This is a genomic window from Ruminiclostridium cellobioparum DSM 1351 = ATCC 15832 (genome assembly GCF_000621505.1).
In the GTDB taxonomy this organism is placed as follows: domain Bacteria; phylum Bacillota; class Clostridia; order Acetivibrionales; family DSM-1351; genus Ruminiclostridium; species Ruminiclostridium cellobioparum.
The window spans coordinates 47,997-62,243 of sequence record NZ_KK211291.1 but is presented as its reverse complement, the minus strand read 5'-3'; the positions used below and the strand labels follow the sequence as shown (position 1 = coordinate 62,243).

Genomic DNA, 14,247 nt, shown 5'->3' with positions numbered 1-14,247 from the left:
CGTATATTGTCCGGTTGGACCTCAGAAAGCCGGCCGTTTCCACACTCCCCTGCTGTTGGTTCCGGCAAAGATCTCCTTGCCGCTTATGCCCAAAGAGTATACATCAATATTTGTCAAACCCGAATCAAGCTCCCTCCAGTTTTTCCCGCTGTCAGCCGAAAGAAAAACACCTCCGCCATATGTCCCGGCATAAATCGTTGTACCGCTCACGGCCAGAGAATTGACGTTTTTGTTTTTCAATCCGGAATTGGCCGGATTCCAGCTTTTGCCGCCGGCCGCCCAACTGAAAACGCCGCTCCCGGGAGTTCCGGCAAAGATATTTGTGCCGCTGACGGCAAGAGAAAATATCTGGGAATTTGTCAGGCCCGAATTTACCGGAGTCCAGTTTGCACCATTGTTTGCCGAAACAAAAACACCGTCACCGAAAGTTCCGGCAAATATATTTTCACCGTTGACTGCAAGAGAGCCCACATTGAGGTTTGTCAGCCCGGAATTGGCAGGGCTCCAGCTTTTTCCGCTATCGGCAGAGATAAAAATACCCCCTCCCAGAGTTCCGGCAAAGATTTTGGTACCACTGGCGGCAAGGGAGTACACATACCTGTTTGCCAATCCGGTATTTACCTCCCTCCAGCTTGCACCGCTGTCGCCTGAAAGAAAAATACCTCCTCCGTTGGTTCCTGCCAAAATATTGGTACCGCTGATGGCAAGAGAAAAAACATAGGGGTTGGTCAAACCTGAATTTACCGCTTTCCAGCTTTGGCCTCCGTTTTCGGAGAGAAATGCACCTGCCCCGTTAGTTCCGGCAAAGATTTTAGGCCCGCTCATGGCAAGAGCTCCTACATAAATATTCGTCAGGCCCGTATTAACCGGACTCCAGCATGTGCCCCCGTCTGCCGAAAGAAAAACACCCCCTCCGTCTGTTCCTGCATAGATATTTTCTCCAACTGCGGCAAGGGAGTAGACATAAGTATTTGTCAATCCCGAATTGCTCCCCTTCCAGCATGTGCCGCCATCCTCCCACAGAAAAACACCTCCGGCCGTACCGGCCAGGATGTCTGCACCGCTTACGGCAAGGGAGTTGATATACTTGTTTGTCAGACCGGAGTTAAGGGCTTCCCAGCTGCTGCCGTTATTATTGGTAAGGAAAACTCCTCCTCCGTATGTCCCGGCAAAAATTGTCCTGCCGCTCACAGCCAGAGAATTTATTTGCAGGTTTGTCAACCCTGAATTCACCGGACTCCAGCTTGCACCGTTGTCGGTTGAAAGAATAACTCCTCCGTCCTCGGTTCCGGCAAATATATTGTTGCCGCTGATGGCAAGAGAATTTATATTAACCGATGTGAGCCCTGAATTTACCGAAGTCCAGTTTGTACCGCCGTCTGCAGACAGAAAAATGCCGTTGCCGGTTCCGGCAAAGATACTTGTGCCATTCACTGCAAGGGACAGGACAATGGTATTTGACAGTCCGGAATCCGGCAGCCTCCAATTTGCACCTTTGTCGTTGGAGATATAAACACCTTCCCCGGTTCCGGCAAGGATATCCGTGCCGCTGACAGCAAGAGAATAAATATTGTTGTTGGTCAACCCGGAATTAACCTCCTTCCAGCTTGTGCCATTGTCGGCCGACAAAAAGATACCTCCCCCCTGGGTTCCGGCATAAATATTCCCGCCATCGATTGCAAAGCAATGGATGTAGCCGCCATAGGGCCCGTTGGTTTGTACCCAGGGTTCGGATGACGATTTCTCAGGAATAAACAATATCACAGACACCAGCAATATGAGAAACGCTGGCAATAGATACCGGTATAGCTTTTTCATGTTCTTTCTCCTTGTAAACGGCAGCTGTCACCATTTCATGCAAAAGTTCCGAGGGAGATGCTGCAGCTGCTGGAATGTGCAGCCGGGATGTATTAACAATAAGCCGCCTGCTTTAAAACAGGCGGCTTGTAAAACTGTTCCGGTCTTAATATTGTGCGAAGCCGAAGCCGCGGTTCTTGAGATTCTGAACAATGGTGGCGATGGCGTTGTTGGTGGTCTGGTACGAATCGTGCATCAATGGGTTGCCGCCGGCATTCAGGCTGTTGCAGGCGTTGATGATTGACTGCGTGCTGGCTCCGTTCCAGTCCTGTGTGTCAACAGTGGGACTGATGATGGACAGCCCAAGTGCCGAACATGCCTGCTGGATGGTGGAGTTGCTTTCGAGATAGGGCAGCCGGATCTTTGTGGGCTTGGGAGCTCCGCCGTTCTGAATGGCCGTGTTGCATGCACTGAGATCGTTATATACCTGCTGATAGCTCCAGCCGGTCATATGCTGGTGGGTCTGGCTGTGGTTCTGGATGCTGAAGCCGGAGTTTTTATATGCATTCCAGCCCGTCTGGTTGCCGGCAATATTCCTGCCGATGACAAAGAAAGTGGCCTTGCTGCAGCCTGCGCTTTTAAGGTTGTTTACCAGAGTTGCCGAAGTGCTGTTACTCGGTCCGTCGTCAAAGGTGAGATAAACATTGCCGCTGCTGCCGCCACCGTCGTTACCACCGGTGCTGCCGCTGATTTCCAGATAGTCCACATAGACATCCCAGCTCCCGGTATCATTGGTCACTATGAGCTGAACGGGGTAGCTGCCTGTCTGCGGGGTGCAGGTGAAGGACTGGACCGTAGGAGTGGTGCCGCTGAAGCTCACTCTGCCCATCTCATAACCATTCATCCTGACAGCTACCGTAGCGGTGCTGGAATTGTTGGAGCACCCTCTGATACTGACGGTTTTCTGGGTGTTGTCCCAGCTGATATTGCCGGTTTGGCAATAATCATTATTGGCATATAAGGCTATCCCGGAAAAGGGTGAACTGATTTTTGCGGCGTACTGACCGCCCAGGGTCATACTTTCGCATTCATATCTGACCGATGCCGCCACCACCGGTGAACCGCTTGAAAACACTATAAACAGGGAAAACAATAATGCCGTTGCCGAGGAAAGAAATTTTTTCATATACAAACCTCCTTTCTTTTAAAATTTTTATACCAACATGAGATTTATGGTCCTTCCGGATGATGCTTATGGATAAAAACCGTATGAAGAGGTTTGACTTTGAGCAGCGATAAATATAATTTACAATATTTGAAATTACTTTAATATATTGTAAATTATATTTATTTTTCCAGATATTTTAAATGTATTTTTTTTACTGAAATAAGTAATTTTTTTACCAGTTTGTCCGCTTTATATAAAATCAGGGACGTGTAAGTTATCACTCCCACGTCCCTGGCATTGTCATTTCTCTGCTTTATTCAGTATTTATCTATTTTACCGACACATATTTATTATCCTTTATATAAAATCTCCAGGGATAATCCTTTGCTTCCCCGGCATAGTCAACCCCCACCCGTGCAGTGGATACAATGCTGAATTTTTCATCGGCTCCTTCTTCCACATATAGCCTGCTGCCGCACAAATCTTCACCGTTCAAATTCTTATCGATTAAAAAAGCATTGCATAATTTCCCCGGCCCGTTGGTCAACCCTTTAATCTGGCTGACAGTTAATTGATCATATGGCTTTTTAAACCTGTTTTGAGACATGAGGTCAAACCCCTCTATGGGTTCCACAGCCCTTATGAGGACAGCCTGGGGATTTCCTTCCTCCCTGGTGACTATATTAAAGCAGTAGTACATACCGTAAATAATAAATACATAGGAAAATCCCGGCCCACCGTACATAACCTCTACTCTTGGCGTTCTTTTCCCCCCATAGGAATGCGCGGCTTTATCCTCGATACCCATATATGCTTCGGCTTCAACGATTCTGGCAGCAAGCCTTTGTCCCCCGATGTGGTGTACAAGCACCTTTCCCAGGAGTTCTTTTGCAACTGTCAATGAATCCCTGTTGTAAAAATCCCTTTTCAATATTTTCATTTTCCAATTTCCCATTTCAAAAATTTTTTATCCTGGCAATTGGGAGCTCATACGTTTTCTCCACTGTCGGCATTCAGCATTTTTTCAAAAGCCTCATAACGGTTGCGCAGTACATTCTCATGATTTTCTTCATCTATCCTCAATTGTTCAAAAAATTTCTTAACTTTTGGATCTTTTGCCCTTTCAGCCAGTATTTGATAACGTTTCTGGGCTTTAATCTCATCTTCAATAGCTTCTAAAATGCCCTCCAGTATCTGCTGCATGCAGCTTCCCTCCTTAAACTCATTAATATGAAATCCAATATACTAGTCCAATGGCGGTAATAGTTTTACTACAACCAGTGTTATATCATCTTTGATTTTCTCATATCTTAAAAAATCAGTAAAATCCTCCTGAATCCTCCGGATAATGTGAGGGGGGTCCATGCAGTAGATTTCACCCAGCAGTCCCTTTAGCCTGTCTTCATAAAATTCATTATTGGATCTCTGCTCCGGCAATCCGTCAGACATAATAAACAGGGTCATGCCAGTGAAAAGCGGCAGAGAAGAATCCTCATAAATTAACAAATCAGCACCTATAGCTGCCGATATTGGGAGCCCAGCACGGTTCAGCTCTACTATATCATCCCCATTTCCGGCCAATAAAGGACAGGTATGCAAACCCGCATTACAATATGTCAATTCCTTTGTCTTCAGATCAAAAACGGCTATGAAAAGGCAAACCAGATATTCGTCCGGATACCCCTCCTTTAAATATTGCTCAATAAAAAAATGCATGATTTCTTTAGGGGACAACAATTGTCCCGGTACATGCTTGAGTCTGAAAAAACTTCTTATTGTATCTTTTACGAAAATAGCCAGCATGGCACTGTCCAACCCATGTCCTGAAACATCGGCTATAAAGCATACATATTGTTCAAAATAATCATCCAGCAGCCCATTTTCCACTTTAAACGCATCAAATAAATCCCCTCCCAGTTCTTCGGCAGGAATATACAGGGAAGAAAATGATATATTCGGGGTATCGGGAAGACTCTCAGGCAGGGAGCGCTTGTGAATTTTAACGGCATTTGTTATTTCAATATCAAACTTTTTTCGTATTCTTTCATATTCCACATATTTTTCATTACCGTAAATATATATAAGATTATCCTTCCGGAAAAACTTGAGATGAAGCTTCAACACATGGTGCCTGCCATGTAATAAAAACTCCGCCCAGCCCGTGGGCTCTTCCGACAGATTGTTCAGCAAGGCTTTGGCCTTACCGGCTTGAATGTCCTCAAGTATATCCAAAAAGTTTTTTCCTTGCAGCTCGGAACCGGTATAACCCAGATATGACTGCATGGCCTTATTGGAGAAAACTATCTGCCCGCCGGCATTGCAGACCAGAATCCTGTCATCAATCATACCGACTATTGTCTCATTTATTTTCGTTGTGTCAAAGTCCATCGCCAACAGTATTCTCCCCCAACTCCACCAGGCTTTTCATATGGTTTATACTATATTTGTTTTTAATTATATCATAATTACTCTTTGTTATCACACAAGGGGAACTTTTTTTGTATTCTCATTCTTCCCGCACAAACCCGTATACAGATTCCAGTTCTGTTCAATATCACAATTTGAATACCGGAAGCAATATCTCATCAACCAGTAATTCCAGCCGTTTTGTGTCCACCACCTCACGGAATAAATTTTCCATACGGATCAGATCAAAAGGCAAAAGCAGTGTCATATCATCCACCTCTTTTAATTTGTCACCGCGTGCTTTGGCCAACCTTAACAATTTTTTCATAACCAGAATGTTTTTTTCCATGGCTCCTGCTTTTATATCAGCTATCTTTTTTCCCTTTTCGCCTGATTTTATACCAGCCATCTTTTCGCTGTTTTGACTCATCTCAAACAGGAAGGCATTCATAACTTCGGTACCGACCCCGGTATAAAACCTCTGGTAGAGTGTAAGCAGCCGCAGCAAATCACTGCGCAGACTTCCGGTATTCTCAATCTTGTCAATAAGCTCACCGTCCAATGCAAGCGCGGATTTATACAACATAATCTCCCGGATCAGGTCAAAGGTTGTAGTCCACCGCCGGTACAATACGGTTCTGCTGGTTTTGGCATTCTGTGCAATTTGCTTGAATGTAAGATTGGAGTAACCGGCTTCCCTGATAATCCTGATGGTGGCATCATAAATATTGTCAATCAGTACGTCACCGCGCCTTCGCGTATTTTTATCCGGTTCTTTCATTTTACTTATCTCCTGTTTACAAGACTTTTAATCATTATATCACAAAACTTAATAAGATACACATTGACTCTTATTTTTTTTAGGTAGTATAATAAAGCACTGTTCTGGTCCAAAAATTTCAGCGCCTCATTTATTTCACTGTTTCTGGACGGATTTGCCACCAACGGTCAGATGCTCCCCTTACCCATATTCTTCCATATCGCGCGCAGCCTTCGGTTCGGCCATTCCGGCAACTGTTGTAGGCAACTCGCTGAACGGAAAGGCAGTTGCAGCCGCCAATGTCTCCGTGGCCTACCATGCAGGGTTTATTACAAGTCTGCTCTTCATGATGACTGCTATTATACCGGCATTATTTCTAACCAATAAAATCAATACAGCAGATAAAACAAGTTAAACATGCCATAATGACAGAAGTACCGGCTAATCAGTATTGATTTATATTGGCAAAGTTGGTAAGCTAATTGACACAAGGCGTCAAACTATATTTTATTCTTTACCATGAGAGGTGCAATATGAAACTCTGGCCAGACCAGAAGCCGTATTATTCTGTCAATCATTATTATCAACAACTCTTCGGCCGTAAAGCCTACAAAATCTCGTTGGACATTGGTTGTACCTGTCCTACCAGAGACGGCAGAAAGGGCACCGGCGGCTGCACCTTCTGTTCGGCAAAAGGTTCGGGCGATTTTGCCATAGCAGGGCCGATGGACATGCACAAAAAAATTGACTCGGCAATTGAGCTGGTTTCGGCAAAAAGCAGTTCAAATGGCTATATTGCCTATCTGCAAGCCTTTTCCAACACTTATGGACCGGTGGACCGGCTGGTGCCCATATATGAAGAAATCCTGGCTGATGAGAGAATTTTGGGCCTTGCCATCGGCACAAGGCCGGATTGCCTGTCGGGCAGAATGGTTGAGGAGCTTGGGCGCCTCTCCAAAATCAAGCCTCTATGGGTGGAGCTCGGGCTTCAGACAATCCATCAAAAAACAGCAAAGCTTTTTAACCGGGGATATGATTTGCCCGTTTATGAAGCTGCTGTTTTGAAATTAAATTCAGCTGATATTCCGGTGATTGTTCATCTGATTGTCGGACTCATGGGTGAGACTTATGAGGATTTCATGGCAACCATTGACTATATGTCAGGACAGCCTGTATGCGGCATTAAGCTGGCCATGCTGCACATATTGGAAGATAGTCCTTTATATAAAGAGTATCAGAAAGAACCCTTTCCCCTGCTGGACGAGGCAACCTATATAAAATGGGTGGCAGAAGCCATCACCCGGCTGCCCCAGGAAATGGTCATTCACAGAGTGACCGGAGACGGCGATCACAAGCACTTGATTGCGCCTAAATGGAGTGGGCATAAACGCCATGTGCTTAACGGGTTGTCTCAATACATGGCCAGGCATGGCATGTATCAGGGACAGGCACTCGGGGGGTAATATGGTTGTGTCTGATTGAAATTTTGTTTTGCTTTACAGTCAGCTCTATTTAGAATCAACTGGTCCGCGAGGACAACTTCATGAAATAAGATGCACGGTTAAAAACAATTTTTGTAATTGTTTTTGGGGCATCCTTATTTCATGAAGTTAGTACGGAAGTTACCAGTTGATATAAAAAAGTCAATAAACCGAAAAGCATAACAAGTTAATTTAAGTAGAAAATTATGAATAATATTGTGCTGGCCAATGCGATACTAATGTATGAAAATGTTTAATTCAGGGATGTGTCAGGATGTGCCGATATCTGTCGGCAGCATAGGCAACATGTCCCGAAAGGATTCCTTATGAGAAGCAAAACAAGCATTTTATATATTGTATTTATATGCGCATTTCTGACAGCGGGCTGTGGTTTACCAGTAAAGGATATACCCCGAAAAGAATCTGTTGATACTGTACCTTTTCGGCTCGAAAATAAAAATGAGATAACCTCCAAAAATGATTTTGCAGGTAAAACCGAAGAAAAGGAAAAAAAGGAAGAAAAATACGACAATAAAATTGCATATGTTACAATTGACGATGGTCCCTCCACCAATAATACCGTGGCAATTTTAGACATACTCAAAAAAGCTGAAATCAAAGCAACTTTTTTTGTACTCCCCAAAAGCCATATGGACGATATTTATGCACGCATAATCAATGAAGGCCATGTGCTTGGAAATCATTCCTACTCCCATTCCAATCATATATATGCTTCTGCAGATGACTTCGAGAAAGATGTATTAAAAGCAAAAGATTTTATATATAAAAAGCTCAACTATACAACAATGGTGTTCAGGTTCCCCGGGGGAACCCTGGGGAGGAAAAAGAGCATTATTCAAAAAAGAGCGGATATCCTGGAGAAAAACGGGTACCGGTATTTTGACTGGGATGTATCTGTTGCGGATACAGATCCCAACTTGAAAAATTATGGAGATGAAAAGTTTATAGTAAACCTGATGGCAGAAAATGTACTCCATAACACCCGCGGAAAAAAGCGGCTCATCGTGCTGATGCACGACGATTCCACAAAAATATACACAGTGAAGGCACTGCCCGCTATTATCGAAGGATTGAAAAAACAGGGATATACCTTTGATGTCTTAATAAACTACAAAAAGTAATACCTTTATCTCCAATTTTACTTCTGAAGCATACAACTGCATGTACAGCTGCAAAGCCTTTCCAGTCCACGGTATTCCCGTTGGCTTATATTGGCATGTCTGAATTTTTTAATTTGTTGACAGCTTAAGTGAAATATAGTAATATATCAAAGTAATCATATAAGAATAGTATGATTTATATGTTATATAAAGTACTGCCAGGGCCATATCCGGATTTTGATATAGTGAAAGGAGCATATTATTTTGGATTTTGATTTTATTGCAGAATACACACCTATGTATGTTACTGCAGCCGCACTTACGCTGAGGATTGCATTCTGGGGAATCATTTTCTCTCTGGTGACAGGACTTGTCTGCAGTTTGATTCAATATTATAAAATACCTGCTTTGAAACAGCTGATATCAGGCTATATTGAATTATCCCGGAATACGCCTTTACTGGTCCAGCTGTTCTTCCTATACTTCGGCCTTCCCAAGCTGGGTATAATAATCAGTTCCGAGGGTTGTGCCATACTTGGCCTTTCCTTTCTCGGCGGCAGTTATATGGCCGAGGCTTTCAGGAGCGGATTGGAATCGGTGGAAAAAAGTCAGGTGGAGGCAGGACTCAGCATTGGTCTGAAGCATGGTCAAATAATCAGGTATATTGTTCTGCCCCAGGCTATCTCAGTCTCAGTGCCCGCCTTTTGCGCAAACATTATTTTCCTGATAAAGGAAACTTCTGTTTTCAGTGTGGTGGCACTTGCCGATCTGATGTATGTGGCAAAGGATTTAATAGGGTTGTACTACAAAACCGATGAAGCACTGCTCATGCTGGTTTTATCCTATCTCGTCATCCTTCTGCCGGTTTCAATTATAGCGTCATTACTGGAGAGGAGGCTGCGCTATGCAGGATTTGGGAATTAGAGTACTTTTTGAAGGCAGCAATTTTTTGCGCCTGCTGGGCGGCTTGTGGATTACTGTAAAAATAGCTCTTATCTCTGTGGCCATTTCCTTTGTATTGGGAATTTTTCTTGGGATAATAATGACCTTTAAAAACCCTGTGACAAAAGCGATAACAAGACTCTATCTGGAATTTGTCCGGATCATGCCCCAGCTTGTGCTGCTTTTCCTGGTTTATTTCGGTTTGACCAGAGCTTTTAACATCAATCTTTCGGGACAATTGTCGGCCATAATTGTTTTTGTTGTATGGGGAACCGCTGAAATGGGAGACCTGGTACGGAGTGCCCTTATTTCCATATCAAAACACCAGTATGAGAGCGGAACAGCTCTGGGACTGACCAATCTGCAGGTGTACAGGTATATAATCATTCCCCAGACGGTGCGGAGGCTGCTCCCTTTGTCAATAAACCTGATGACACGCATGGTCAAGACCACTTCCCTGATTGTTCTCATCGGTGTTGTAGAGGTTCTGAAGGTAGGTCAGCAAATCATCGAGGCCAACCGTTATACTGCACCCTCGGGTGCACTGTGGATTTACGGAACTATTTTCCTGCTTTATTTTATTGTTTGCTTCCCCATTTCACGTTTGGCCGGACGGCTGGAAAAACGCTGGATGAATTGAAGTCTTATAGCTATAAGGAGTGGAAAATATTTCATTACAGTTTTGTGGCCGCTTTTGCGGCTCAAAGCCATAACATGGCTTAGGAGGTTAACAATGGCACAAACACAGAAGGTGCTGGAAATCCGGCATTTAAAAAAGCAATATGGAAATGATGCGGTTTTAAAGGATATCTCTCTTGATATTCACCAGGGTGAGGTTGTGGTGATAATAGGTCCCTCGGGCTGCGGAAAAAGCACTCTCCTCAGATGCATCAACGGACTTGAACCCATTCAGGCAGGAGATATACTGCTGGACGGGAAGGCCATCACCGACGGTAAGACTCAATGGAGCCAGATACGCCAGAAAATAGGCATGGTATTTCAAAACTATGATCTGTTTCCCCACATGACCGTATTGGATAATGTACTGCTTGGCCCTTTAAAAGTGCAGGGCCGTAATAAGCTGGAAGCTGCCGTTGCTGCAAAAAAGCTGCTGGAACGTGTGGGGCTTCAGGATAAAATCAATTCCTATCCCCGCCAGTTGTCGGGCGGTCAGAAGCAAAGAGTGGCTATTGTAAGGGCCCTGATGATGGAGCCTGAAATGATGCTGTTTGATGAAATAACTGCCGCGCTGGACCCCGAAATGGTGCGCGAAGTGCTGGATGTAGTTCTGGAATTGGCAAAGGGCGGCATGACCATGATTATTGTTACCCATGAAATGCAATTTGCAAGAGCAATTGCAAACCGTATTGTATTTATTGACAGCGGTGAGATAGTGGAGACTGGAAATCCGGAAGAGTTTTTTACTCAGCCAGAAACTGAGCGTGCGCGCAAGTTTTTGAATATATTTAATTACTGACAGAAAGAGGGATTTATTATGAAAAAATCAAAAAGAATTTTATCATCAGCTCTAGTGCTGATTCTTGCAATTACACTTTTTGCAGGCTGCGGAGCCGTCGGCTCTTCAAGTACCGATTCATCGGCCGCAAAGACTTCTTCAGCAGGCAATACGGCTGCCGGCACCGCCAGATCACTGGAAGATATAAAATCAAGCGGTAAAGTCATCATCGGTGTATTCAGTGATAAGGCTCCATTTGGTTATGTAGATGAAAAAGGAGCGTACCAGGGTTATGACGTTTATTTTGCAAACCGTATAGGTAAGGACTTGGGAGTAAACGTGGAATTTGTATCGGTTGAACCTGCCAGCCGTGTAGAGTACCTGAAAACCGGCAAAGTAGATATTATTCTTGCAAATTTTACAGTTAATGAAGAGAGAGCTCAATCGGTAGATTTTGCACTTCCGTATATGAAGGTGGCACTTGGAGTTGTCAGCCCCGACAAGTCACTGATCACTGATGTAGCCCAGCTTAATGGCAAAACTCTGATCGTTGCCAAAGGAACCACTGCCGAAACCTATTTTACCAAAAATCATCCGGAAGTAAAATTGCTTAAGTTTGATCAATATACCGAAACCTATAATGCACTTTTAGATGGACGAGGAGATGCTTTTTCAACAGATAATACCGAAGTTCTTGCATGGGCTTTGCAGAATAAAGGCTTTAAAGTTGGAATAGAAAGTCTCGGATCTCTTGATACCATTGCTCCGGCTGTTCAAAAGGGCAATACCGGGCTGCTCAACTGGCTCAATGATGAGATTAAAACCTTAGGTAAGGAAAACTTTTTCCACAAGAATTTCGAAGAGACACTTGCCCCTGTTTACGGAGATGCAGTTGACCCCGACAGTCTTGTGGTTGAGAGCGGCGTTGTGGAGAAATAATTTTTCTGTTATAATTGTAAAATAATTAAATGGAAAGGACGATAAAAATGAGGAAGATTTTGCTAACATCATCCGGCTTTGAAACCAAAAACCTACAAAACATTTTTTTAAATCTTATTGGAAAAAAGCCGGAAGAGATTAAAGCACTCTTTATTCCGACAGCCGCTATTGACCCAGATGCAATAGCCGTCCTTCCAAAATGTATGAACGACTTGTTGAAAATTGGTATTCTGCCGGAAAACATTAAGGTATTTGACCTGCATTGCAATATGGATGTTGAAGAACTATCCGAGCATGATGCAGTCTACTTTACTGGTGGGAGCACAAAATATCTCTTGGAGAGAATTAATGATACAGATTTTGATAAATCGCTGAAACAATATGTCGATAACGGCGGAGTCTACGTTGGGGTCAGCGCCGGAAGCGTAGCCGCAACAAATAACTTGCCGGATAACCTCGGATTTATTAATTGTACCTTGAAAGTGCATATGTCCAGCGGTACACAGTGCGGATTAATTGATGTCTCTCAAAATCCACAAATTGAATTAACGGGAGAAACTGCCGTATTAATCTTTGGTGATAGATATAAGGTCGTCGAATAGATGTTGCTATATTATAACGTCTTTAACTTAATAGACATGCCCGGCACCATAAACGGCGCTGGGCGCGGCTTTTTCAATGTGGTAACAAGAAAATTTAAGACATTAGCCATACTACTTGATAATTTGCGTATATCATCATCTATCAGTCAAATTCGAGAAAGTGAAGTATTTATTATACTTATTACAGACTAGTTGAGTAAATGTGATGGGCATTAACTATTTTGCAGCTTGATAAGCCTGTGAAAATAGGGGGCAACATTTTTCTGATGTTGCCTCCTATCTTTTTTCTTGTCATACCTGGATACCGCTTAAAGTTGTATTTCCGTATTTTAGGAATCGTCGGGTACAATAACGATTGTATACCCTAATGGGCAAAGTACTTTAAAGAGCGTATCAATTTGCGGAGTGGCTTTCATGCTTTCAAACCGCGCGATAGCAGGTTGTTTTAGTCCAGCCATCTCCGCAAGCTCCTTTTGGAAAATACCCTTTACCTCTCTCGCCTCGACAAGCTTACCAATTAACGCGACCCCAAAATCTATCTTTGCTTTTTGTGATTCATCTATAAATGCAGGATTTTTCAATAGCTCATTGAAATTGGACCCATATTATCGCTGCCAATACCTGTTACCTTTGATCACTGATTGTAGCAACGCTATTGCTGTTTACCAATTCAGTCAGCGGGTCGTAAGGAGCCCCGGTAGGTGTGCCGACCAGCAATGCAATATCAACTGCATTTTCCGGATTCCCCCAGGAATTGCCTGAAATAACGAAAATCGCCCTGTCAACTACAAATCCACGTGTATTGTAAACAATATTATTGATAATGTGACCTGTGGAATTTGGATTCAAATATGCAGGCTGCCTGAGAGAGTAAAAAATGTTTTCTTCCACAATCAAATTTGTTACATTAGATTGCGTTAAAAAGCCACGGTTTACTACCCAATCGGTAGATGGCCCTGCTTGGGGCGGTCCAAAAATTACATTATCAACAAGCTTATGGTTTGCTCCGGCAAGTTGAATGAATTCAACAGCATACGGAGCATCACTGGTAATGGTTAATCCGTCGATTGTAACACCGCTTCCTGTAACAAGAAAGGCTATTACAGCTGCTTGCAGCACAATCATGGTGCTCGGGTATCCCATTAATGTCACACCTGCTTTATTGACTGCCACTGTAGAAGTAATATTATAAGTTCCTCCCAGTATGTGGACAGTTCCTGTAGGAGAAACAGCTGCCAAACCTTGCTGTATCGTTCCGAAAGGATTCGCATGTGTACCGTTTCCACCCACCGCACCGGCTTGAACATATACCTCAAAGGGGTTAGGTTCTATAGAACCTGTAGGGCCCACCGGTCCGGTCGGTCCTATTGGCCCCGTTGGTCCTGTCGGACCTGTCGGACCGGTTGCTCCTGTGGCTCCCGTGAGACCGGTTGGACCTGTCGCTCCGGTAACTCCTGCACCTGTTGGACCTGCCGGTCCGGTTGCTCCTGTGGCTCCTGTGGCTCCCGTGGGACCGGTTGGACCTGTCGCTCCGGTAACTCCTGCACCCGTTGGACCTGCCGGTCCGGTTGCTCC

General features: G+C 44.0%; 15 protein-coding genes. 7 read left to right on the top strand and 8 right to left on the bottom strand.

Going from position 1 to position 14,247, the window contains the following annotated elements:
• Nucleotides 1-21 precede the first annotated feature (21 nt).
• The 6 genes from T344_RS0122190 to T344_RS0122165 form a co-directional block, all read right to left on the bottom strand.
• The gene (locus T344_RS0122190) at nt 22-1,818 is read right to left on the bottom strand and encodes a hypothetical protein (RefSeq protein WP_027630520.1); all 1,797 of its coding nucleotides are present in this window, start codon (nt 1,816-1,818) and stop codon (nt 22-24) included.
• A 145-nt stretch (nt 1,819-1,963) separates the two neighbouring features.
• Nucleotides 1,964-2,983, bottom strand: coding sequence for a polysaccharide deacetylase family protein (locus T344_RS0122185; RefSeq protein ID WP_027630519.1), 1,020 nt, complete (start codon nt 2,981-2,983; stop codon nt 1,964-1,966).
• Between the two features lie 310 nt (nt 2,984-3,293).
• A complete protein-coding gene (locus T344_RS0122180) occupies nt 3,294-3,905 on the bottom strand; it encodes a DNA-3-methyladenine glycosylase (protein WP_027630518.1) in 612 nt (203 codons plus the stop codon).
• 47 nt (nt 3,906-3,952) lie between these two features.
• Nucleotides 3,953-4,168 (bottom strand): ferritin family protein, encoded by a 216-nt coding sequence (locus T344_RS0122175; RefSeq protein WP_027630517.1) that lies wholly within the window; start codon nt 4,166-4,168, stop codon nt 3,953-3,955.
• Nucleotides 4,169-4,210: 42 nt separating this feature from the next.
• Nucleotides 4,211-5,353 (bottom strand): SpoIIE family protein phosphatase, encoded by a 1,143-nt coding sequence (locus tag T344_RS0122170; RefSeq protein ID WP_034862800.1) that lies wholly within the window; start codon nt 5,351-5,353, stop codon nt 4,211-4,213.
• 166 nt (nt 5,354-5,519) lie between these two features.
• Nucleotides 5,520-6,152: a TetR/AcrR family transcriptional regulator gene (locus tag T344_RS0122165; RefSeq protein WP_027630515.1), complete on the bottom strand. Its 633-nt coding sequence runs from the start codon at nt 6,150-6,152 to the stop codon at nt 5,520-5,522.
• A 512-nt stretch (nt 6,153-6,664) separates the two neighbouring features.
• Between T344_RS0122165 and mnmL the strand changes: the two genes are divergently transcribed.
• From mnmL to T344_RS0122125, 7 genes are all read left to right on the top strand, one after another.
• Entirely contained in the window at nt 6,665-7,594 is a 930-nt protein-coding gene (mnmL, locus tag T344_RS0122155) for a tRNA modification radical SAM protein MnmL/YtqA (protein WP_027630514.1), read from the top strand.
• Nucleotides 7,595-7,938: 344 nt separating this feature from the next.
• A complete protein-coding gene (locus tag T344_RS29060) occupies nt 7,939-8,754 on the top strand; it encodes a polysaccharide deacetylase family protein (RefSeq protein WP_051572171.1) in 816 nt (271 codons plus the stop codon).
• 243 nt (nt 8,755-8,997) lie between these two features.
• On the top strand, nt 8,998-9,657 hold the full coding sequence (locus T344_RS0122145) for an amino acid ABC transporter permease (protein ID WP_027630513.1): 660 nt from the start codon (nt 8,998-9,000) through the stop codon (nt 9,655-9,657).
• Complete coding sequence (locus T344_RS0122140; protein ID WP_027630512.1) at nt 9,638-10,315, top strand: amino acid ABC transporter permease; 678 nt, start codon at nt 9,638-9,640, stop codon at nt 10,313-10,315. Before T344_RS0122145 ends, T344_RS0122140 begins: the two co-directional genes overlap by 20 nt.
• Before the next feature lie 93 nt (nt 10,316-10,408).
• The gene (locus T344_RS0122135; protein ID WP_004624829.1) at nt 10,409-11,152 is read left to right on the top strand and encodes an amino acid ABC transporter ATP-binding protein; all 744 of its coding nucleotides are present in this window, start codon (nt 10,409-10,411) and stop codon (nt 11,150-11,152) included.
• A gap of 18 nt (nt 11,153-11,170) precedes the next feature.
• Nucleotides 11,171-12,070 carry a cysteine ABC transporter substrate-binding protein gene (locus T344_RS0122130; RefSeq protein WP_027630511.1) on the top strand — a complete coding sequence of 300 codons (900 nt, stop codon included), beginning with the start codon at nt 11,171-11,173 and terminating at the stop codon, nt 12,068-12,070.
• A gap of 47 nt (nt 12,071-12,117) precedes the next feature.
• On the top strand, nt 12,118-12,672 hold the full coding sequence (locus tag T344_RS0122125) for a Type 1 glutamine amidotransferase-like domain-containing protein (protein WP_162178051.1): 555 nt from the start codon (nt 12,118-12,120) through the stop codon (nt 12,670-12,672).
• Nucleotides 12,673-13,001: 329 nt separating this feature from the next.
• Here T344_RS0122125 and T344_RS31780 read toward each other — a convergent pair whose 3' ends face one another.
• Both T344_RS31780 and T344_RS31630 read right to left on the bottom strand, forming a co-directional pair.
• Nucleotides 13,002-13,253, bottom strand: a complete 252-nt coding sequence (locus T344_RS31780; RefSeq protein ID WP_034862796.1) for a helix-turn-helix domain-containing protein — start codon at nt 13,251-13,253, stop codon at nt 13,002-13,004.
• Between the two features lie 43 nt (nt 13,254-13,296).
• Nucleotides 13,297-14,247, bottom strand: a 951-nt coding sequence (locus T344_RS31630; protein ID WP_242842125.1) for a right-handed parallel beta-helix repeat-containing protein, incomplete at its 5' end; no start/stop codon positions are given.